At 67.2% G+C, this 22,013-nt stretch carries 18 protein-coding genes; 7 read left to right on the top strand and 11 right to left on the bottom strand.

Annotated elements, in window-relative coordinates; genetic code table 11:
* Positions 1 to 63 precede the first annotated feature (63 nt).
* The 3 genes from epmA to gyrA all read left to right on the top strand — a co-directional run bounded on the left by epmA (position 64) and on the right by gyrA (position 5,118).
* Entirely contained in the window at positions 64 to 1,044 is a 981-nt protein-coding gene (gene epmA / locus SNE34_RS02695) for an EF-P lysine aminoacylase EpmA (protein ID WP_332614439.1), read from the top strand.
* A gap of 170 nt (positions 1,045 to 1,214) precedes the next feature.
* Positions 1,215 to 2,273: an S-methyl-5-thioribose-1-phosphate isomerase gene (gene mtnA / locus SNE34_RS02700; RefSeq protein WP_332614441.1), complete on the top strand. Its 1,059-nt coding sequence runs from the start codon at positions 1,215 to 1,217 to the stop codon at positions 2,271 to 2,273.
* 214 nt (positions 2,274 to 2,487) lie between these two features.
* The gene (gene gyrA / locus SNE34_RS02705; protein WP_332614443.1) at positions 2,488 to 5,118 is read left to right on the top strand and encodes a DNA gyrase subunit A; all 2,631 of its coding nucleotides are present in this window, start codon (positions 2,488 to 2,490) and stop codon (positions 5,116 to 5,118) included.
* Positions 5,119 to 5,300: 182 nt separating this feature from the next.
* Here the strand turns inward: gyrA and SNE34_RS02710 are convergent, their stop codons facing one another.
* On the bottom strand, positions 5,301 to 5,780 hold the full coding sequence (locus tag SNE34_RS02710) for a peroxiredoxin (protein WP_332614445.1): 480 nt from the start codon (positions 5,778 to 5,780) through the stop codon (positions 5,301 to 5,303).
* A gap of 142 nt (positions 5,781 to 5,922) precedes the next feature.
* Here SNE34_RS02710 and SNE34_RS02715 point away from each other — a divergent pair, with 142 nt between their 5' ends.
* The gene (locus SNE34_RS02715) at positions 5,923 to 6,840 is read left to right on the top strand and encodes a DnaJ C-terminal domain-containing protein (protein ID WP_332614446.1); all 918 of its coding nucleotides are present in this window, start codon (positions 5,923 to 5,925) and stop codon (positions 6,838 to 6,840) included.
* On the opposite strand, the gene SNE34_RS02720 is transcribed toward SNE34_RS02715, so the two are convergent.
* The 10 genes from SNE34_RS02720 to purB all read right to left on the bottom strand — a co-directional run bounded on the left by SNE34_RS02720 (position 6,841) and on the right by purB (position 19,605).
* Positions 6,841 to 7,206: a response regulator gene (locus SNE34_RS02720; protein WP_332614447.1), complete on the bottom strand. Its 366-nt coding sequence runs from the start codon at positions 7,204 to 7,206 to the stop codon at positions 6,841 to 6,843. It abuts the gene before it with no gap.
* Between the two features lie 80 nt (positions 7,207 to 7,286).
* Positions 7,287 to 8,282: a YhdH/YhfP family quinone oxidoreductase gene (locus SNE34_RS02725; RefSeq protein ID WP_332614449.1), complete on the bottom strand. Its 996-nt coding sequence runs from the start codon at positions 8,280 to 8,282 to the stop codon at positions 7,287 to 7,289.
* A gap of 51 nt (positions 8,283 to 8,333) precedes the next feature.
* Entirely contained in the window at positions 8,334 to 8,927 is a 594-nt protein-coding gene (locus tag SNE34_RS02730) for an LOG family protein (RefSeq protein ID WP_332614451.1), read from the bottom strand.
* Between the two features lie 10 nt (positions 8,928 to 8,937).
* On the bottom strand, positions 8,938 to 10,035 hold the full coding sequence (locus SNE34_RS02735) for a calcium:cation antiporter (RefSeq protein ID WP_332614452.1): 1,098 nt from the start codon (positions 10,033 to 10,035) through the stop codon (positions 8,938 to 8,940).
* Positions 10,036 to 10,117: 82 nt separating this feature from the next.
* Positions 10,118 to 11,560 (bottom strand): dihydrolipoyl dehydrogenase, encoded by a 1,443-nt coding sequence (gene lpdA / locus SNE34_RS02740; RefSeq protein ID WP_332614454.1) that lies wholly within the window; start codon positions 11,558 to 11,560, stop codon positions 10,118 to 10,120.
* 61 nt (positions 11,561 to 11,621) lie between these two features.
* Positions 11,622 to 12,854: a dihydrolipoyllysine-residue succinyltransferase gene (sucB, locus tag SNE34_RS02745; protein WP_332614456.1), complete on the bottom strand. Its 1,233-nt coding sequence runs from the start codon at positions 12,852 to 12,854 to the stop codon at positions 11,622 to 11,624.
* A 76-nt stretch (positions 12,855 to 12,930) separates the two neighbouring features.
* Positions 12,931 to 15,771, bottom strand: a complete 2,841-nt coding sequence (locus SNE34_RS02750) for a 2-oxoglutarate dehydrogenase E1 component (RefSeq protein WP_332614458.1) — start codon at positions 15,769 to 15,771, stop codon at positions 12,931 to 12,933.
* A gap of 209 nt (positions 15,772 to 15,980) precedes the next feature.
* The gene (locus tag SNE34_RS02755) at positions 15,981 to 16,883 is read right to left on the bottom strand and encodes a GNAT family N-acetyltransferase (protein WP_332614459.1); all 903 of its coding nucleotides are present in this window, start codon (positions 16,881 to 16,883) and stop codon (positions 15,981 to 15,983) included.
* A complete protein-coding gene (locus SNE34_RS02760; protein WP_425604431.1) occupies positions 16,880 to 18,154 on the bottom strand; it encodes a JmjC domain-containing protein in 1,275 nt (424 codons plus the stop codon). Before SNE34_RS02760 ends, SNE34_RS02755 begins: the two co-directional genes overlap by 4 nt.
* Before the next feature lie 74 nt (positions 18,155 to 18,228).
* The gene (purB, locus tag SNE34_RS02765) at positions 18,229 to 19,605 is read right to left on the bottom strand and encodes an adenylosuccinate lyase (RefSeq protein ID WP_332614461.1); all 1,377 of its coding nucleotides are present in this window, start codon (positions 19,603 to 19,605) and stop codon (positions 18,229 to 18,231) included.
* A 220-nt stretch (positions 19,606 to 19,825) separates the two neighbouring features.
* On the opposite strand from purB, the gene SNE34_RS02770 reads away from it, so the two are divergent.
* From SNE34_RS02770 to SNE34_RS02780, 3 genes are all read left to right on the top strand, one after another.
* Complete coding sequence (locus tag SNE34_RS02770) at positions 19,826 to 21,220, top strand: class II fumarate hydratase (protein ID WP_332614463.1); 1,395 nt, start codon at positions 19,826 to 19,828, stop codon at positions 21,218 to 21,220.
* 116 nt (positions 21,221 to 21,336) lie between these two features.
* Positions 21,337 to 21,528: a hypothetical protein gene (locus tag SNE34_RS02775; RefSeq protein ID WP_332614464.1), complete on the top strand. Its 192-nt coding sequence runs from the start codon at positions 21,337 to 21,339 to the stop codon at positions 21,526 to 21,528.
* A 70-nt stretch (positions 21,529 to 21,598) separates the two neighbouring features.
* On the top strand, positions 21,599 to 21,997 hold the full coding sequence (locus SNE34_RS02780) for a VOC family protein (RefSeq protein WP_332614466.1): 399 nt from the start codon (positions 21,599 to 21,601) through the stop codon (positions 21,995 to 21,997).
* Positions 21,998 to 22,013 lie beyond the last annotated feature (16 nt).

Raw genomic sequence — 22,013 nt, forward strand, 5'->3', positions numbered from 1 at the left:
GACCTCCCTGTTCACTGCGCGTTCGCGACTCACGTCGCTCCTACATCGGGCCTCATCCCAGCCATGACCCCCGATTGGCGACCCGCGGCAAGCTTCGACGCCCTGCGCCTGCGCGCCGCGGTCAACGCCCGCATCCGCAACTTCTTCGCCGAGCGCAACGTCACCGAAGTCGAGACGCCGGTGATGTCGGTCGCCGGCAACACCGAACCCAACATCGCCTCGTTTTCGCTGCAGTTCAGCGGCCGCACCGACGGCGCCCCGCGCACGCGCTGGCTGCGCACCTCGCCCGAATACCCACTCAAGCGCCTGCTCGCGGCCGGGTTCGGCGATTGCTACGAACTGGGCCGGGTGTTCCGCGACGGCGAGGCCGGCGGTCGCCACAACCCCGAGTTCACGATGCTCGAGTGGTATCGGGTCGGCTGGGACCACCGGCAACTGGTCGAGGAAACCGCGGCGCTGGTGAATGCCGCGCTGGCGCTGGTCGGACGTGAAGCGCGACTGGAGCAGACCAGCTATCGCGACCTCTACCGCGAACGCCTCGGCATCGATCCGATGACTTCCAGCGAGGAGCAACTGCGCAATCAATTGGGCGATATCGCGATCGACCCGCAAGGTCTGACTCGCGACGACTGGCTCGATTTGCTGATGACGCATCGCCTGCAACCGCAGTTCCGCAGCGATCGCATGCTGGCGATCCACGATTACCCGGCCAGCCAATGCGCTTTGGCGCGGCTGAGCGGCGACGGTGAGGGCATGCCGGTTGCCGAGCGCTTCGAGCTGTACCTCGGTCCGCTGGAATTGGCCAATGGCTACCACGAGCTGACCGATGCGGCGGAGCAGGGTGCGCGTTTCGAACGCGACGGCGAGCGGCGCGCGCAGCGTGGCGATGTGGTGCCTCCGACCGATGCGCGGCTGCTGGCCGGCCTGGCCGCAGGCGTGCCGGACTGCGCCGGCGTCGCCCTCGGCGTCGATCGTCTGATGATGGCGATGCTGGAAACTGACCGCATCGCCGACGTACTCGCCTTCGATTTCTTCCGTGCCTGACCGGGCCTGGCCGCATCAGGGGGAGCCGTCATGTTCGGGGCTCTTGTAGGAGCGGCTTTAGCCGCGATCTGGAACCGTTCGCCCGCGCCGATTGCCGATCGCGGCTAAAGCCGCTCCTACAAAAGCTCGGAGGCTAAAGGAGCGCTGCCCGCTCGTTTAGAATCGCCCACATGACCGACACTATCGACTTCGACCGCTACGACCGCATCCGCCCGATCCGCTGGACCGGCGACGCGCTTGAATTGCTGGACCAGCGCAAGCTGCCGTTCGAGGTCGAGTACGTCGTCTGCGACACCAGCGAGGCCGTCGCCGACGCGATCCAGGCATTGACCGTCCGCGGCGCACCGGCGATCGGCATTGCCGCGGCTTGGGGCGTGGTGCTGGCCGCCCGCGACATCGAGGCGGCGGACGGCGCCGAAGCGGCAGCCCGGCTCGACCCTGCCATCGCTCACCTCAACGCCGCCCGGCCGACCGCGGTCAACCTGGCCTGGGCTCTGGCACGCATGCGTCGGGCATTGGCCGCGGCCGGCAGCGACTGGCGCGACGTGCTCGAACACGAAGCCCGCGCGATCGCCGACGAGGACCTCGCCGCCAATCGCCGCATGGGTGCGCTCGGCGCGGCGCTAATCGAGCCCGGCAGCAACGTCATGACCCATTGCAATACCGGCTCGCTGGCCACCGCCGGCTTCGGTACCGCGCTCGGCGTGATCCGCGCCGGCGTCGCCCAGGGCCGCATCGACGAGGTGTTCGCCGGCGAGACCCGCCCCTGGCTGCAGGGCGCACGCCTGACCGTGTGGGAACTGCAGCAGGACGGCATCACCCCGACCCTGATCGCCGACGCCGCCGCCTCGCACCTGATGAAGTCCGGCAAGGTGCAGTGGGTGGTCGTAGGCGCCGATCGCATCTGCGCCAACGGCGACGTCGCCAACAAGATCGGTACATACCAGCTGGCGATCGCGGCGCGCCACCACGGCGTCAAGTTCATGGTCGCCGCGCCGTCGTCGACGGTCGACATGGACACCGCGTCCGGCGACCTGATCCACATCGAGGAACGCGACCCGGGCGAGCTGTTCGGCATCGGCGGCACGCGCACCGCGGCGGCCGACATCGGTGCCTGGAACCCGGTGTTCGACATCACCCCGCACGAGTTGATCGACGCGATCGTGACCGAGCGGGGGGTGATCGAGAACCCCGATGCCGCGGCGATGCGCGAGGCATTTGGGGCCTGATTTCGCGCGGGGTGCGGACGACGCTTCCGCATGGGCCGAAAAAACCGCCTAAGCTATTGTTTCTGCGTGGAAATCGGGGTGCGGTGAACCCCCGTTCCGTGCTATCATTTCACGTCTTTTTCATCTGCCTCGAAATCGCTCCGGAACGCAGCCGCCATGCGGCTTTCCGAGTGCTTCCGGGAGCAGCATCGACCTTGCCCAAGACGGAAACCCGATGGCCGAACTCGCCAAGGAAATCATCCCGGTAAACCTCGAAGACGAGATGCGTCGCAGCTACCTCGATTACGCCATGAGCGTAATCGTCGGCCGCGCGCTCCCGGACGTTCGGGACGGACTCAAGCCGGTCCACCGGCGCGTGCTGTTCGCGATGAACGAGCTCGGGGCGCACGCCAACAAGCCGTACTACAAGTCGGCGCGTATCGTCGGTGACGTCATCGGTAAGTACCACCCGCACGGCGACCAGTCGGTCTACGACACGCTGGTGCGCATGGCGCAGCCGTTCTCGCTGCGCTACCTGCTGGTCGACGGCCAGGGCAACTTCGGTTCGGTCGATGGCGACTCCGCCGCGGCGATGCGTTACACCGAAGCGCGGATGTCCAAGCTCACCCACGAGCTGATGGCCGACATCGACAAGGAAACCGTCGACTTCCAGCCCAACTACGACGAGAAGGAACTCGAGCCCACAGTCATGCCGACCCGGGTGCCGAACCTGCTGGTCAACGGTTCGGCCGGCATCGCGGTCGGCATGGCGACCAACATCCCGCCGCACAACCTGGGCGAGGTGATCGACGCGACCATAGCCCTGATCGACAACCCCGAGATCGACATCGACGGGCTGATGGAATACATCCCCGGCCCGGACTTCCCGACCGCCGGCATCATCAACGGCACCTCGGGGATCATCAATGCCTATCGAACCGGTCGCGGCCGGGTGCGGATGCGCGCGCGCGCCGAGATCGAGGTCGCCGACAACGGCCGCGAGGCGATCGCGGTCACCGAGATCCCGTACCAGGTCAACAAGGCGCGGCTGATCGAGAAGATCGCCGAGCTGGTCAAGGAAAAGAAGCTCGAGGGCATCAGCGAGCTGCGCGACGAGTCCGACAAGGACGGCATGCGCATCTACATCGAGGTCAAGCGCGGCGACTCGGCCGACGTGGTGCTCAACAACCTGTACCAGCAGACCCAGATGGGCTCGGTGTTCGGCATCAACATGGTGGCGATCGTCGAGGGCCGCCCGCAGTTGCTAAACCTCAAGCAGGTGCTGGAAGCGTTCGTCCGCCACCGCCGCGAGGTGGTGACCCGCCGCACGATCTTCGACCTGCGCAAGGCCCGTGCCCGCGCCCACATCCTCGAGGGCCTGACCGTCGCGCTCGCCAACATCGACGAGATGATCGAGCTGATCAAGACCTCGGCGAACCCGGTCGAGGCGCGCGAGCGCATGCTTGCCAAGACCTGGGAGCCGGGGCTGGTCGGCGCGCTGCTGGGTGCTGCCGGTGCCGAGGCTTCGCGTCCGGAAGACCTGCCCAAGGGTGTCGGCCTGATCGATGGCCGTTACCAGTTGACCGAGACCCAGGCCCAGCAGATCCTCGAGATGCGCCTGCACCGCCTTACCGGGCTGGAGCAGGAGAAGCTGACCGACGAATACAAGCTGCTGCTGGAGACCATCCGCGGCCTGATCGAGATCCTCGAGGATCCGAACGTGCTGCTCGACGTGATCCGCACCGAGCTCGAGAACATCAAGGCCGAGTTCGGTGACGAGCGCCGCAGCGAGATCCGCCAGAGCGAGGAGGATCTCGACATCCTCGACCTGATCGCGCCCGAGGACGTGGTCGTGACCCTGTCGCACGCCGGCTACGCCAAGCGCCAGCCGGTCAGCAGCTACCGGGCACAGAAGCGCGGTGGCCGCGGTCGCAACGCGGCGTCGACCAAGGACGAGGATTTCATCGACCGCCTGTGGCTGGTCAACACCCACGACACCCTGCTGACCTTCACCAGCGCCGGCCGCGTGTTCTGGCTGCCGGTGCACCAGTTGCCCGATGCCGGTCCGAACGCGCGCGGTCGCCCGATCATCAACTGGGTGCGCCTGGAGGAGGGCGAGCAGGTGCAGGCGGTGTTGCCGGTCCGCGAGTACGACAACGACCATTTCGTGTTCTTCGCGACCCGCAACGGCACCGTCAAGAAGACCCCTCTGACCGAGTACGCCTACCAGCTGCAACGCGGCAAGATCGCGATCAACCTGGATGAGGGCGACGCGCTGATCGGCGTCGCGCTGTCGGACGGCACCCGCGACATCATGCTGTTCTCCAGCGAAGGCAAGGCGGTGCGTTTCGCCGGCGACACCGTGCGACCGATGGGCCGTACCGCCACCGGCGTGCGCGGCATGCGCCTGGGCGAGGGCGCCAAGGTGGTCAGCCTGATCGTGGTCGAGGGCGACGGCGACATCCTCACCGCCAGCGAGCGCGGCTACGGCAAGCGCACCCCGGAAGCCGACTACCCGCGCAAGGGCCGCGGCACCCAGGGCGTGCTGGCGATCAAGACCAGCGAGCGCAACGGCCAGCTGGTCGGCGCGATCCAGCTCAGCGAGCACCACGAGGTGCTGCTGATTTCCGATGGCGGCACCCTGGTGCGGACGCGCGCCTCGGAAATCTCGCAGGTCAGCCGCAACACCCAGGGCGTGACCCTGATCCGGTTGGCCGCGGACGAGACCTTGCAGGCGATCGAACGGCTGGATGCGTCGCTGGACGACGATGCCGATTCCGAGAACCTGGGTGACGTCGTGGTCGATACCGCGATGCCGGTGGATACTGCCGGCCCAAGTGGCGCGGCGGCCGAGCCGCAGGAGTAGGGTCGCATACGGACCTAGCAGAACGCCGCCCTTCAAGGCGGCGTTCTGCTATGCGACGGGTGTAGGAGCGACGTAAGTCGCGACCTGTACCTCATTTGTAGAGGGAGTTGAACGCGATGCGTCGAATAATCGAAGCCATGTACAGGTCGCGACTTACGTCGCTCCTACACTAGGCGCCTCGCTTACGGCAGTTGCGCCAACACATGCTCGGCCGACGACACCCGGTACTCGCCGGGCGCCTCGACATGCAATTGCTTGACCACGCCATCCTCGGCGTACAGCGCGAAACGCTTGGCCCGGGTGCCCATGCCATAGCCGCTGGCGTCCAGTTCCAGGCCCAGTGCGCGGGTGAACTCGGCATTGCCGTCGGCGAGCATCATCAGCTCCTCGGGCACGTCCTGGCTTTTGCCCCAGGCCTGCATCACGAAGGGGTCGTTGACCGACACGCAAGCCACTTCGATGCCCTTGTCGCGGAACTGCGACAGATGCTCGACGAAACTGGGAAGATGCCGTTCCGAGCAGGTGGGGGTGAACGCGCCCGGCACGGCGAAGATCACCACCTTGCCTTCGCCGAACAATGCCCGGGTATCGACGGTTTCAACGCCGTCGCTGATGCGCTGCAACGGAACTTCGGGCAGGCGCTCGCCAACCTGGATGGTCATGGAATTCTCCTGTGTGGGCGGGCAGTCTATTGGGTATCGTTTAAACAATGTGTCAACGCAGCGGCTTGCTACCCTTGTGGCGAGGCGCCATTGCGCCCCTGTTTGCCCGGCGTGCCGAGCGGTACGCCTCCTGGAGTGATCGATGCAGTTCAAGGACTATTACGAAACCCTCGGCGTCGAGCCGAGCGCCGGCGATGCCGAGATCAAGACGGCCTACCGTCGGATGGCGCGCAAGTACCATCCGGATGTCAGCAAGGAAGCCGGGGCCGAGGAGCGGTTCAAGGCGGTCAACGAGGCCTACGAGGCGCTGCGCGATCCGGACAAGCGCGCGGCCTACGACCAGTTGCGCGCGCGCGGCTACCGGCCCGGCGACGACGTGCAGCCACCGCCGGGCGGCTTCGGCGCGGGCCATGGCGGCGTCGACTTCGAGGAGATCTTCGCCGGCGGTGGCGCCGGTGGCGGTTTCAGCGATTTCTTCGAAAGCATGTTCGGCCGTGGACGCGGCGGCCCCGGGGCAGCCGGGTACGGTGCGCATTCCGGCGCCCGGCCGGGTCCACGCGGGCCCGCGGACACCCGCGCCAAGCTGGCGGTGCCGCTGGAAACCATCTACTCCGGCGACAGCGTGCGCATCGGCCTCAATGGCAAGACCCTGGATGTGCGCGTGCCCAAGGGCGTGCGCGAAGGGCAGGTGATCCGCCTGGCGGGGCTGGGCAACAACGGCGGCAACCTGCTGCTGGAGGTCGAGTATGCGGCGCACCCGCAGTTCGAGGTCGATGGCCGCAACGTGATCCACATGTTGCCGGTGGCGCCGTGGGAAGCCGCGCTGGGCGCCACGGTCAGCGTGCCGACCCTGGGCGGAGCGGTGGAGTTGAAGATACCGGCCAACTCGGAGGCCGGGCGCAAGCTGCGACTGCGCGGCCGCGGCCTGCCCGGCAATCCTGCGGACGGCGACCAGATCGTCGAGCTGGAGGTGCTGGCGCCGAATCCGCAGAGCGATGCACAGCGCGCCGCCTACGAGGCGATGCGTGATGCGTTCGGTGACGGTTGGCGCCGGGCGTAATCAGCCGGGCAACAACTGCCCGATCACCTCGGCAAGCTCGTTCTCGTCGAACGGCTTGGTCATGTAGGCCTTCGCGCCCTGGCGCATGCCCCAGACGCGGTCGGTTTCCTGGTCCTTGGTGGTCACCAGTACCACCGGGATGTGCTTGGTGGTGTCGCCGCGGCAGATCGAGCGGGTGGCCTGGAAACCGTTGAGGTTCGGCATCACCACGTCCATCAGCACGAGGTCGGGGAGTTCGCGCTTGGCGGCCTCGACACCGGCGGCGCCGTCCTCGGCGGTGACCGCCTCATGGCCGAGCTTCTCGACGATGCGCCGGATGCCCATCAACTGGGACGGCGAATCGTCGACGATCAGAATACGCGCCATGTCTCTTCCCCTGAAAAATCGCGTCGAGCAACCGGATCGATTGTAGCCGCAGCCGGCGTCCCCGCAAACGGGGGACGCGTTTATCCGAAAGTGACGATGCTGCGACCCAGCGAGCCCCCGGCGAGCATGGTCGGGAAAACCTCCGGCAACCGTGCCAGCGGCACCTCGCGGGTGCAGATGCGGTCCAGGTGCGCGGGCTTCCAGTCGCTGGCGAGGTGCTGCCAAACGGCTTCGCGGATGTCGCGCGCGGTACCGGCCGAGGCCACGCCCAACAAAGACACGCCGCGGATGATGAAAGGCATCACGGTGGCATTGAGGTCGTGCGATGCGGCCAGGCCGGCGCTGGCGACGTTGCCATAGGGCGCGGTCTGAGCGAGCAGGCTGGCGAGCATCGGGCCGCCGACGTTGTCGAGGCCACCGCCGAAGCGGCCGGACTCCAGCGGCCGGGTGGTCGCCAGGGCGTCGCGGCCGAGCACCTGCGAGGCGCCGATCGATTTCAGGTAGTCGTGCTGGTCGGCCTTGCCGCTGATCGCGGCGACCTCGAAGCCGGCGCGGCTGAAGATGTCGACCGCGAGCGAGCCGACCCCGCCGGTGGCGCCGGTGACAGCCAACGGGCCGAGGTCGGGCGTCTGCCGGTTGTCCAGCATGCGGTGCAGTGCCAGCGCTGCAGTGAAACCGGCGGTGCCGAGGATCATGCTTTCGCGAAGGCTGAGGCCGGAGGGCAGGGGAATGGCCCACCTGGCTTCAAGCCGCGCGTACTCGCTGTAGCCGCCGTCGCGGGTTTCGCTCAGGCCACACCCGGTGACCAGGACCGCGTCGCCTTCCCGGAATTCCGGGTCGGTGGACGCGACCACGTGGCCGGCGACATCGATGCCCCCGACCAGCGGGAAGCGGCGCAGGATCTTGCCTTCGCCGGTGCCGGCCAGCGCATCCTTGAAGTTGATCGAGGAGTAGGCGGTCTTGATGACGACTTCGCCCGGGGCCAAGTCGTCGAGGGAGATGGACTCGATGCCGCTGCGGTAACCCGCGTCATCGTCATGGATGCGGAAGGCGTTGAACGCGGCGGGTACGGTCATCGGAGGCGGTCCCGGCTGGAGGTGAACGCCCATTTTGCGCGATACGCCGGTTCAGCGCATGTCGCTGCGGCGCCTTTCGTCGAGCCACTTGTCCGCGCGTGCGGGCTGGTAGTCCTGCATCCACGCCAGCATCGCCGCGATGTCCTCGCCATGCCACAGGTCGCGGCGCTGGTCGGCATGCAGGAAGCGCTCGTCGACCATGCGGTCCATCATCGCGACCAGCGGTTCGAAGAAGCCCGCGACATCGAGGAACGCGCAGGGCTTGTCGCCGATTCCGAGCTGGCGCCAGGTCAGCATCTCGAACATCTCGTCTAGCGTGCCGAAACCGCCGGGCAGGGCGACGAAGCCGTCCGACAAATCGAACATGCGCGCCTTGCGCTCGTGCATGTTGGCGACCACCTCGAGCCGGGTCAGGCCGGTGTGCGCGACTTCCCAGCCGACCAGCTGCTCCGGGATCACGCCGATGACCTCGCCGCCCGCGGCCAGCGCCGCATCGGCAACCACCCCCATCAGTCCGACGTTGCCGCCGCCGTAGACCACCGCGGTGCCTTGGTCTGCGAGACGCGTGCCCAGCGCGGTAGCGCGTTCGGCGTAGAGCGGGTTGGACCCGGGATTGGAGCCGCAGTAGACGCAGATCGAACGCATGTCAGGCAACTCAGGGCACGAAGCTGAGGAAGAGATAGGCCGCGAACATCACCAGGTGGACCAGCCCGAGCAGGATATTGGTGCGACCGGTACGAAGCGACAGCGAGGCGACGAACAGGGTCATCACCAGCAACAGCATCGACTTGTCGTCGAGCCCGAGCACCAGCGGCCACCCCATCGCGAGCGACAGCACCGCCACGGTTGGCACGGTCAGCCCGATGCTGGCGATGGCCGAGCCGATGGCGAGGTTGAGACTGGTCTGGAGACGGTTGTGGATGGCGGCGCGCACCGCGGCGACGCCCTCCGGCAACAGCACGATGCCGGCGATGAGGATGCCGAGCGTGGCCGCGGGCGCGCCCAGGACGTCGAGCAGGTACTCGATGGACGGCGAGATGCCCTTGGCGCTCAGAACCACCGCGACCAGCGCCACCAGCAGCATTCCTAGGCTGGCCAGCGCCTCGCGGTTGGTTGGCGGTTCCGCGTGCTCGTCCGGGTTGCCACCGCCATCGTCATCGGCGGGCAGGAAGTATTCGCGGTGCCGCACGGTCTGGATGAAGGTGAAGCCGCCGAACAGCACCAACGTGGCGATCGCGATGAAAATCAGCTGGCTGGACGTGAAGGCCGGGCCGGACACGCTGGTCGCGTAGTTGGGCAGGACCAGGGTGAACATGACGATCACGGTCAGCGTGGCCAGCCCAGCGGAAACGCCCTTCAGGCCGAAGCCCTGTTCGTGATGGCGTCGCCCGCCCGCGAGCAGGCTGAGGCCGATGATGCCGTTGAGGATGATCATCACCGCGGCGAACACGGTGTCGCGGGCAAGCGCGCTGGTGGCCTCGCCGCCGGAAAGCATCATCGAGACAATCAGCGCGACCTCGATCACCGTGACCGCGAGGGCGAGCACGATCGTGCCGAACGGCTCGCCGACGCGGTGGGCGATGACTTCCGCATGGTGGACGGAGGCGATGACACTGCCGCCGAGCCCCACGACCAGCAGCGGTACAAGACCCGGCAGCCCCGGCGCCAGCCACGACAGCAGCAGGATCAGGACGCTCGCCAGCGGAACCGCCAGCGTCCACGCAGGGTTATGGTTGATTTCGGGGATCGTCATGCAGGGCCTTCTCCGGCGCGCGCGTCAAGGCACGACGCACCGGAGCGGCCGCAAGGATCCCGACGAATGGGAGCGCTGTCTATCAGTTCGCCTTGTGGATTGCGCGCTTGCTGACGGCCATCGCGGCGTCGTGGATCGCCTCCGACAAGGTCGGGTGGGCGTGGCAGATGCGGGCGAGGTCATCGGCCGAGCCGTTGAACTCCATCGTCAGCACGCCTTCGTGCACGAGCTCGGACACGCCGACGCCGACCAGATGCAGGCCGAGCACGCGGTCGGTTTCCTCGTGCGCGATCACCTTGACGAAGCCGGCCGGCTCGCCCATCGCGACCGCACGACCGATCGCCGCGAACGGGAAGCTGCCGGTCTTGTACGGCACGCCGGCTTCCTTGAGCTGTTGCTCGGTCTGGCCGACCCAAGCGATTTCCGGCTCGGTGTAGATCACCCACGGAATGGTGTCGAGGTTGACGTGGCCCGGCAGGCCGGCGATCAACTCGGCGACCGCGATGCCTTCCTCGAAACCCTTGTGCGCGAGCATCGGGCCGCGCACGCAGTCGCCGACCGCCCAGACGCCATCGACGCCGGTGTGGCAATGCTCGTCGACCTCGATCCGGCCGCGGTCGTCGAGCTTGACGCCGGTGCCGTCGCCCAGCAGGTTCTTGCTGGCGGCCTTGCGGCCCACCGCGACCAGCAGCTTGTCGACCACGATCGATTGTTCGCCGTCCTTGTCGGTGTAGGTCAGGTGCACTTCCTTGGATTTGCCCTTCGTCTTGACCTCGGCCTTGGAGACCTTGGCGCCGAGCTTGATGTCCAGGCCCTGCTTCTTGAATTCCTTGGCAGCGGTCTTGGCGACCTCGGCGTCGGCCGCGGCGAGGAAGTCGGGCAGGGCTTCGAGGATCGTGACCTCGCTGCCCAGGCGCTTCCACACGCTGCCCAGTTCCAGACCGATCACGCCGGCGCCGATCACGCCGAGGCGCTTGGGGACCTCGGTAAAGTCGAGCCCGCCGGCATTGTCGACGATGGTCTCGCCGTCGAACTTGGCGAACGGCAGTTCGATCGAATCCGAGCCGGCGGCGATGATGACGTTGGTGCCCTTCAGCTCGACTTCCGAGCCGTCGTGTTGCTTCACCTTGACCACGTTGCCCTTGTGCAGGGTGCCGAAGCCGTAGAACGCGCTGACCTTGTTCGCCTTGAACAGCATCGCGATGCCGCCGGTGAACTGCTTCACGATCTTGTCCTTGCGGCCGACCATCTGGCCGACGTCCATCTGCGCATCCTTGAAGCTGATGCCGTGGTCGCCGAACAGGTGCCCCATGTTCCAGAACTGGCGCGAGGAATCGAGCAGCGCCTTGGACGGGATGCAGCCCACGCGCAGGCAGGTGCCACCGAGGGCCGGCTTGCCGTCCTTGCCGAGCGCGGCATCGATGCACGCGGTCTTCAGGCCCAACTGGGCGGCGCGGATCGCCGCGTGGTAACCGGCCGGGCCGGCACCGATCACGACGACGTCGAAGTTCTGCTGTTCGCTCATTTCAATGATCCTTGTGGCTCGTTGCGTAAAGCCCCGCGCATGGCGGGGCTTCGTCGGGCAATTACATGCCCAGCAGCATGCGGTGCGGGTTCTCGAGCTGGTTCTTGATGTCGACCAGGAACAGCACCGCGTCCTTGCCGTCGATGATGCGGTGGTCGTAGCTCAGCGCTATGTACATCATCGGCGCGGCGACGACCTGGCCGTTCTCGACGATTGCGCGCTCCTTGATCGCGTGCATGCCGAGGATGGCCGACTGCGGCGGGTTGATGATCGGCGTGGAGAACAGCGAACCGAAGGTGCCGCCGTTGGTGATGGTGAAGGTGCCGCCCTGCAGGTCTTCCAGCTTCAGGCCGCCTTCGCGCGCCGCCTTGGCGTAGCCGTCGATGGCCTGCTCGACCTCGGCGAAACCCATCGACTCGGCGTTGCGCAGCACCGGCGTGACCAGGCCCTTGTCGGTCGACACCGCAATCGAGATGTCGGAATAGCCGTGATAGATGATGTCGTTGCCGTCGACCGAGGCGTTGACCAGCGGGTAGCGCTGCAGCGCATTGGCGGCGGCCTTGACGAAGAAGCTCATGAAGCCGAGCTTGATGCCGTAGGCGTTCTTGAACGCCTCGCCCTGCGCCTTGCGCATGTCCATGACGGCCTTCATGTTGACCTCGTTGGAGGAGGTCAGCATCGCGGTCGAGTTCTTCGACAGCATCAGACGCTCGGCGATGCGCGCGCGCATGCGGGTCATCGGCACGCGCTCCTCGGCGCGGTTGCCGCCGGCCTTGCCGACGCCGGCGTTCTTCGCGTAGTTCAGCAGGTCTTCCTTGGTCACCGCGCCACGACGGCCGGTGCCTTCGACTTGCGACGGGTCGATGCCTTCCTTCGCGGCGGTGAAGCGCGCGCCTGGCGGCAGGTCGTTGCCGGCGGCCGACTTCGACGCCGGCTTGGCGGCTTCGGCCTTGGCCTGTACCGGCTTGGCTTCGGCGGTGGTGGCTTCGTCGTTCTTCTTGTCGGCCTTGGCGTCGGACTTGCTCTTGGCATCGTCCTTGGGCTTCTCGGCGGCGGCGCCGGCTTCCACGATGGCCAACACCTGCTCGCTGGTCACCGTCGCGCCGGAGTCGAACTTGATCTCCTTGAGCACGCCATCGACCGGTGACGGCACTTCGAGCACGACCTTGTCGGTCTCGAGGTCGACAAGGTTCTCGTCACGGCTGACCGTGTCGCCGGGCTTCTTGTGCCACGTGGCGATGGTCGCGTCGGAAACGGATTCGGGCAGGACCGGAACTTTGATCTCGGTGCTCATGGGGTTGGCATCCTGGATGGCATGAATTTAAGGGCGCGAAACGGGTAGCGGGATCGGGGAGGGCGGGGTTGCCGGATCACTCCGGGCAGACCTCGCCCTGCAGCGGGTTGACCAGCGCGTCGGCGACCAGCTTGGTCTGCTCGGCGACGTGGTCGGCGAAGTGGCCCGCGGCCGGCGACGGCGAGCGTGCACGTCCGGCGTAATGCAGGGCCTGCTTGCCCTGCAGGCACGCGGTCAGGTGGTGGCGGATCTGGTACCACGCGCCCTGGTTCTGCGGCTCTTCCTGGCACCACACCACGTCCCTGGCCGCGGAGTAGCGCTTTAGCTCGGCCACGAGCGCTTCGCGTGGGAACGGATACAACTGCTCCACGCGAACGATCGCGACATCCTCGGCGCCGCGCTTGCGGGCGTCTTCGACCAGGTCGTAATAGACCTTGCCCGAACACGCGACCACCCGCTTGACCTTCTTCGGATCGGCTTCGGCGTCCGGGATCAGGTGCTGGAAGGTGCCGCTGGCCAGTTCGTCGAGGCTCGACACGGCGAGCTTGTGGCGCAGCAACGATTTGGGCGTCATCACCACCAGCGGCGTGCGGGTGGCCATGCGCATCTGGCGGCGAATCATGTGGTAAGCCTGCGCCGGCGTGGTCGGCACGCAGACCATCATGTTGTCGAGCGCGCACAGTTGCAGGAAGCGTTCCAAACGCGCGGAACTGTGCTCCGGGCCCTGGCCCTCGTAGCCGTGCGGCAGCAGCAGCACGAGACCACACAGGCGACCCCACTTGGCCTCGCCGGACGACAGGAACTGGTCGATCACGACCTGCGCGCCGTTGGCGAAGTCGCCGAATTGCGCTTCCCAGATGTCGAGCACCTGTGGGTCGGCGGTGGAGTAGCCGTACTCGAAGCCCATCACCGCTTCCTCGCTGAGCAGCGAGTCGATGATGGTGACGTCGATCGGGTTCTTCACCAACTGCCGCAGCGGCAGGTAGTAATCGTCGGTGGCCTGGTCGTGAAGGATCGCGTGGCGGTGGAAGAACGTGCCGCGGCCGCTGTCCTGGCCGACCAGGCGCAGCTTGTAGCCTTCGCTCAGCAGGGTCGCGTAGGCGAGGTTCTCGGCGAAGCCCCAGTCGCCTGCCTGCTCGCCGGCGGCCATCTTGCGGCGGTCCTCGTAGATCTTGCCGACGCGCGGATGCAACTTGACCTCGTCGGGGATCGCATTGATCGCGGTGGCCAACTGGTCGAGGTTGGCGCGGTCGAAGGTAGTGTCGACCTTGTCGGCCAACGTGCCCTTGAGGTACTTCGACCAGTCGATGGTGAACTCGTCGGGCTTGACCTCGACCAGCTCGGTGGTGACCACGCCCTCGTCGAGCTTGTCGCGATAGGCGTCGACCACCGCCTGCGCGTCCTCGTCCTTGATCGCGCCCTCGGCGACCAGTTGCTCGGCGTACAGCGCGCGCGGGGTCTTGTGCTTGCGGATCACCTGGTACATCAGTGGCTGGGTCGCCGCCGGCTCGTCGGCCTCGTTGTGGCCGTGGCGGCGGTAGCAGACCAGGTCGATGACCACGTCGCGGCCGAATTCGTTGCGGAAGTCCAGCGCCATCTCGGCGCAGAACGCCACCGCTTCGGGGTTGTCGCCGTTCACGTGCAGGATCGGCGCGCCGACCATCTTGGCCACGTCGGTGCAGTACAGCGTGGACCGCGCGTCCTGGCGCTCGCTGGTGGTGAAGCCGACCTGGTTGTTGATGACGATGTGCACGGTCCCGCCGACCGCGAAACCGCGGGCCTGCGACATCTGCAGCAGTTCCATCACCACGCCCTGGCCGGCGAACGCGGCATCGCCGTGCATCAGGATCGGCAGTACCTGGCCGCGGCCGCCTTCGCCGCGACGGTCCTGGCGCGAGCGCACGCTGCCGGCGACCACCGGGTCGACGATCTCCAGGTGCGACGGGTTGAATGCCAGCGCGAGGTGCACCGGGCCGCCGGGGGTGGCGACGTCGGCGGAGAAACCGAGGTGGTACTTGACGTCGCCGGTGTGGGCGAAGTCGTGCTGGACGTGTTCGAACTTGCCCTCGAACTCGTCGAACAGCTTGCGCGGCGGCTTGCCGAGGATGTTGACCAGCACGTTGAGGCGGCCGCGATGGGCCATGCCGATCACCACGTCCTTGACGCCCTGCTCGCCGGCGCGGCGGATGGTGGTGTCGAGCAGCGGGATCAGCGAATCGCCGCCTTCCAGAGAAAAGCGCTTCTGGCCGACGTACTTGGTGCCGAGGTAGCGCTCCAGACCATCGGCCGCGGTCAGGCGCTCGAGGATGCGCTGCTTGTCCTCGCTGGTGCGGCCATAGTTGCCGCCGGCCTTCTCCAGCCGCTCGTACACCCAGCGACGCTGTCCGGCGTCGGAGATGTGCATGAACTCGGCGCCGATCGGGCCGGTATAGGTGGCCTTGAGCAGGGCGAGCAGGTCGCCGAGCTTCATCCGGTCGTGGCCGGCGACGCCGCCGGTGCTGAACTCCGCGGCGAGGTCGTTGCCGGACAGGCCATGGAAGCCGAGGTCGAGGTCTGGCGCCGGAGGACTCTCGAGCAGGCCGAGCGGATCCAGGTCGGCGCCGAGGTGGCCGCGCGACCGGTAGGCGGTGATCAGCTTGCCGACCCCGCGCTCGCGCTCGTCGCCGGCACCGGCGCCGGCACCGGTGGCAGCGGCCATCGTCTCGCCGGCACGCTTGCGGGCGCCGGCGATGCTGTCGATCACCGCAGAGTGCGGGATGTCCCCGGCTTCGCGGCCCTTGAAGCCGTCGAAGTAGGTTCTCCATTTGGGCCCGACGCTGTCGGGGGCGACCAGGTACTGCTCGTACAAGTCTTCGATGTAGGCGGCATTGGCGCCGAGCTGCGAGGACTGGGAGAACTGCTTCAGGAGACTGTCCACAATGGTCAACGTGCACTCAAATGGGAGGGCGGGGCACCCCAACTGAGCCGACTGGCGGCTATTCAGGCGCTCAAGAAACCGAATTATAGCCCTCTCGGATGGGCTGCCGGCCAGTAAATCCGGGGAAAAACGCTGCGTTGCGCAAATATCGATCAAACCGGGTTCGTTGCAGTTCAGATCCCGGTCCGTGTCCGCGCTGCCTGGTCCGGCTACAACCCCAGGGCGCGGTATTCGGTGCACGCGCGGGCGCGCTCCCAGACCGGGTCGAAACTGGCACGCAACTGGCGCGCGCGGCCGCTGCCGTCCAGCCGGGTCTCGCCGTCGAAACGATGGCCGAGCGGTCGGAAGTAGTAGCCGCCGAGGTCGTTGACCACGAAGGCGGACGGGTAGGAGCGGTCGGTGGGTTCCTCAATCGCGCGGAACGCGAACGCGCTCGGCAGGCGCTGGGCTAGGCCGATCAGCGGCGCCAGCGCACGTTGCGGTTCGGCCGGGTCCTGCAACAGCACGCGGACCTCGCCACCGGCAACGGCGCGGCGGCGCAGGGCGGCGACGATCTCGGGCGCATCGAACAGGCCGGGGTCCAGTTCGCGGCTGTACACGTGCAACTGGCGGCGGCTGCCGGCGATCACCCCGAGTACCGCGGCGATCGCCGCCTCGCGGGTTTCGACCGGATTGACCGCGCCCGGCAGCAGGCGCATCGACTGGTGGTCGATCCCCGCTTCCTCGAAGCGCTCGCCGAACGGCAGGAAGCCGTGGCGGGCATAGAACTCGATCGCCGACGCTTGTGCATGCAGCGACACTTCGCGCCAACCCAGTTCGGTGGCCTGGACCAGCAGCGCGCGCAGCATCGCATCGCCGACACCGCGGCCGCGCCAGTCGGGCAGCACCGCCATCCGGCCAATCGTGTGTTTCGGGGTCAGGCGGCCAGTGCCGATCGCCTCGCCGTGGGCATCGCGGGCGACGACGTGGTGGCACAGCGGGTCGAGCTCGTCCCATTCCAGCGACAGCGGCACGCCCTGTTCCTGCACGAAGACAGTCTCGCGGACGCGGCGCAGGTCGGGCAGGCCGGCCTCGTAGGCGACGCCTTCGACGGTGAAGGCGGGCGCGCTCATTCCTCTTCCCCGTCCCCGGTGTCGAGGCGGTAGTGCCCCGCCTGCAGCAGCTCGAACACGATGTCGCGGCCGGTGTCCGACAACGTCGCGTACATCGCGCCATCGAGCGTCGGGGCATTGGCGATGCGCTTGGCGTCCCGCACCGGCAACGCGTGTTCCTGGCCGTTGACGTACAGCCGCGCGCCGCGACCGGCCTTGCGCCAGGCCATGCGCGAGTACGGATGACGCCACAGGCTCGCGCCTTGCTGCAGGTCCCATTCGATCTCGATCCGCGAGCGCGGGACCTCGCCCGGCGCGATCGCCGCCGGCATGACCTGGCCGGCGCTGCGGTAGACGGTGATGAAACGGCCGAACCAGTCGCCGAGACGCTCCGGGTCGTTCATGCGCAGCAGGTTGAGTGCTTCGACCACGCGTTCCATCGAGGCGGCGTCGATCTCGGCGGGATCGCTTGGCGGTTGCAGCTCGGGATCGTGGTAGCGCAGCGAGTCGTCGGCCTCGGCGGCGAGGGTGTCGACGAAGTCGCCCAGCAATTCGGCGGCCGCGGGCGCGCGCATGCCGACCGAGTAGGTCAGGCAGGCGTCCTCGGCGACGCCGTGGTGCGGTACGCCGGGCGGCAGGTAGAGCATGTCGCCGGGGCCGAGGACCCAGTCGTGGCTGGGGGTGAAGCGCTGCAGCAGCCGGAGGTCGACGTCGTTGCGGAACTCCAGTGGCGGGTCTTTCGAATCGTCGATCTGCCAGCGACGATGGCCCTGCGCCTGCAACAGGAACACGTCGTACTGGTCGACGTGCGCGCCGACCGAGCCGCCCGGCGCGGCGAACGACACCATGATGTCGTCGATCCGCCAGCGCGGCAGGAAGTCGAAGGCGTCGACCAGCGCGGCGACGTCGGCGTCCCACTTGTCCACGTCCTGCACCAGCAGGGTCCAGTCGTGGTCGGGCATGCCGGGGAACATGTCCTCCGGAAACGGCCCGTGTCGCAGCAGCCATTTGTCGTGCTCACGCTCATGGGCGACGATCCGCGACAGCGCGGTGTCCTCGCAGGCGAGGCCGGCGAGGTCTTCGGGCGTGATCGGCGGCATGAAATCCGGCGTGTCGAAAGCGGGGAACGCGTTGCGGATCAGCAGCGGACGCTTCTGCCAGTAATCGCGCAGGAACTCGGCCGGCGGCATGCCCAGCGGCGGCAGGGCGGCGGCATCGATCTCGATCGGCAGCGCCGGCGCGCCGGCCTTGAGCGGCGACTTCCTGGATGGCTTGCGCGGAGGGGAACTCATGACATTCCTCGATGGTTCGTCGCGAAGCGGGTGGCGCCGCGCGGTTGGCGTGGACGCGCGAGGTGTTGCGGGAATCAGATATCGCGGGCGAGCTTTTCGGCGTGGCCGATGTAGCTGCCCGGGGTCATCTCCAGCAGCCGCTGGCGGGCCTCGGCCGGCAGGTCCAGGCCGTTGATGAACTCGCGCATCGAGGCCTCGTTGATGCCGTGGCCGCGGGTCAGCGCCTTCAGCTGCTCGTAGGGATTGGGCAGGCCGTGGCGACGCATCACCGTCTGCACGGCCTCGGCCAGCACTTCCCAACTGGCATCGAGGTCGGCGGCGAGGCGCTCCGGATTGGCGCTCAGCTTGCCAAGGCCGCGCAGCAGCGCGTCGTAACCGATCAGCGCATGGCCGAACGCGGTGCCGAGTGCGCGCAGCACGGTCGAATCGGTCAGGTCGCGCTGCCAGCGGCTGATCGGCAGCTTGGCGGCGAAGTGCTCGAACAGCGCGTTGGCGATGCCGAAGTTGCCCTCGGCGTTCTCGAAGTCGATCGGGTTGACCTTGTGCGGCATGGTCGAGCTGCCGACCTCGCCGGCCTTGACCGACTGCTTGAAGTAACCCAGCGAGATGTAGCCCCAGACATCGCGGCACAGGTCGATAGCCACGGTGTCGATGCGGCGCTGGGCGTCGCAGATCTCGGCGATGCCGTCGTGCGGTTCGATCTGGGTGGTGTAGGGCTGCCAGTTGAGGCCGAGCGAATGCACGAAGCGCTGCGAGAACGCCGGCCAGTCCACGTCCGGGTAGGCGGCGACGTGGGCGTTGTAGTTGCCTACCGCGCCATTGATCTTGCCCGGCATCGGCGCCGCGGCAAGGGTCTCGCCCTGGCGCCGCAGGCGGGCGACGACGTTGGCCAGTTCCTTGCCGACGGTGGTCGGCGACGCGGTCTGGCCGTGGGTGCGCGACAGCATCGGCAGCGCCGCGTGTTCGTGCGCCATCGCCCGCAGCTTCTCGATCAACTGGTCGAGCTTGGGCAGCAGCACGGTCTGTCGCGCCTCGTTGAGCATCAGCGCGTAGCTGAGGTTGTTGATGTCCTCGGAAGTGCAGGCGAAGTGGACGAACTCCAGCGCCGGCCCGAGTTCGCCGTCGTCCTTCAGCCGCTCCTTGATCAGGTACTCGACCGCCTTGACGTCGTGGTTGGTGGTGCGTTCGATTTCCTTGACCCGCGCCGCGTCCTCGACCGACAGCTCGTCGGCGAGCTTGCGCAGGCGTGCGGTGGCGGCCTCGGAGAACGGCTTGAGTTCCTCGATGCCCGGCTCGTTGGCCAGCGCCAGCAACCACTCGACCTCGACCTTGACCCGCGCCTTGATCAGGCCGAACTCGGAAAAGATCGGTCGCAGCGGGTCGACCTTGCCGGCGTAGCGGCCATCGAGCGGGGACAGGGCGAGCAGCTGGGATTCGACGTTGGCGGGCATGGCGGCGCGGTGTTGGGGGCAGTCGCGCATTCTAGCGCGAGGCACGCTCCCGACGAGTGTGGGGGTCTGGTCCGACTGGACTCCCAGCGGTTGTAGGAGCGGCTTTAGCCGCGATCTGGAGTCGGCGCGGGTGGACGATTTCCGATCGCGGCTGAAGCCGCTCCTACAGAAGGCGTCAATGTCGGGCGTATGCTCGGTTCGCACATAGATGGAGGACGCCATGGCCAGCCACGACCACCGCACCGAGCACGACAGCATGGGCGAATTGCAGGTGCCCGCCGCCGCGCTGTGGGGCGCGCAGACCCAGCGCGCGGTTCAGAACTTCCCGATCTCGGGCCGGCCGATGCCGCGTGAGTTCATTCGTGCGCTGGGGCTGGTCAAGGCGGCCGCCGCCGAGGTCAATGGAGGTTTCGGACTGCTGCCGAAGAACCGCGCCGCAGCGATCCGCAGTTCGGCATTGGCCGTGGCCGCCGGCGAGCACGACGCCCAGTTCCCGGTCGACGTGTTCCAGACCGGCTCGGGCACCTCCAGCAACATGAATGCCAACGAGGTCATCGCTACGCTGGCTTCGCGCACCATGCGCGGCAAGGCCGGTGTCCATCCCAACGACGACGTCAACCTCGGCCAGAGTTCCAACGACGTGATCCCGACCGCGTTGCGGGTGTCGGCGCAGCTGGCGACGGTCGAATCGCTGCTGCCGGCGCTCAAGCATTTGCGCCAGACGATCGATCGCCGCGGACGCGCGCTCGGCAAGGTCACCAAGACCGGCCGCACCCATTTGATGGACGCGATGCCGCTGACCTTCGCCCAGGAGTTCGGCGCCTGGTCGGCGCAACTGGCCTCGGCGCAGGCTCGGATCGAGGACAGCCTCAAGCGGCTGCGGCGGCTGCCGATCGGCGGCACCGCGATCGGCACCGGGATCAACGCCGACCCGCGCTTCGGCGCGGCGATGGCACGGACGTTGTCGAAACTGTCGGGCACGAAATTCGAGTCGGCCGACAACAAGTTCGAGGGGCTGGCGTCGCAGGACGATGCCGTCGAGTTGTCCGGCCAACTCAACACGCTGGCGGTGGCGCTGATGAAGATCGCCAACGACCTGCGCTGGATGAACTCGGGACCGCTGGCTGGCTTGGGCGAGGTCGAATTGCCGGCGCTGCAGCCGGGCAGCTCGATCATGCCGGGCAAGGTCAATCCGGTGATTCCCGAGGCGACCTGCATGATCTGCGCGCAGGTGATCGGCCACCACGCCGCGATCACCGTTGCCGGCCAGAGCGGCAACTTCCAGCTCAACGTGATGCTGCCGCTGATCGCGGCCAACCTGCTCGACTCGATCGGCCTGCTGGCCAACACGATGCGGCTGTTGGCCGACGACACCATCGCCGGATTGCAGGTGCGCAGGGACAACATCGCCGCGGCGCTGCAACGCAATCCGATCCTCGTGACCGCGCTGAACCCGGTGATCGGCTACGAGAAAGCCGCGGCCATTGCAAAACAGGCCTACCGCGAGGGCAGGCCCGTGCTGGACGTGGCAGTGGAGGCGACCCGGATGGCCGAGAAGGAACTGCGCCGCTTGCTCGATCCCGCCGCGCTCACGCGGGGCGGGATCGCCGGATAGCGCAACGCGGCGGGCCTGAAAGCGATCAGACCGCAGCTCGACAACCGGTAACCACCACTACCGCCTTCGCGTAGGCGGTGGTTCGTGAACGGCGGACATCAATTGAGAGCAATTCCATGACGTCAAACCACACTTCAAGCATCGTGCAGCCGCAGGCTCTCGTCGAAGCCGGCGTGATCATCCGCGACGAGACAGCAAAGGAAGGCGATGCCATCGGTCTGCTAACCCAGGCGGCATTCATGCGAGACGTATTCGAGCCATACCGAGCAGTTCATCGTCGCGGCATCTCCGCCGTGCAGGTCAGTTGACGGTTTCGCTGGTCGCGGCCAGCGGTCCCGAGCTGATCGGACATGTCGGGGGTCCCCCGTCCTGACCCGCATGATCTTCGTGAACCTCCCCGTTGCCGACCTCGCAGCCCCGATGGCCTTCTACGAGGCGCTGGGCTTCGACAACAATCCGCAGTTCACCGATGACACCGCCGCGTGCATGGTCTGGAGCGAGGCGATCAACGTGATGCTGCTCACCCACGACAAGTGGCGCACGTTCACCACGCGCCCGATCCCGACTTCGACGGCCAGCGAGGTGTTGCTCGCACTCTCGCTGGACAATCGCGAGGCGGTCGATGCGATGAATGCGGCGGCAGCCGCGCACGGTGGCACCGGCGACATCAATCCGAAGCAGGACCTGGGCTTCATGTACAGCCGCGCTTTGACCGATCCCGATGGTCATGTCTGGGAAGCGGTGTGGATGGACCCTTCGGCCATGCCCGAAGGGTAGGGCGCCGCAATCGGCG

It is taken from the genome of Novilysobacter erysipheiresistens, from assembly GCF_036663935.1.
GTDB classification, from domain to species: domain Bacteria; phylum Pseudomonadota; class Gammaproteobacteria; order Xanthomonadales; family Xanthomonadaceae; genus Novilysobacter; species Novilysobacter erysipheiresistens.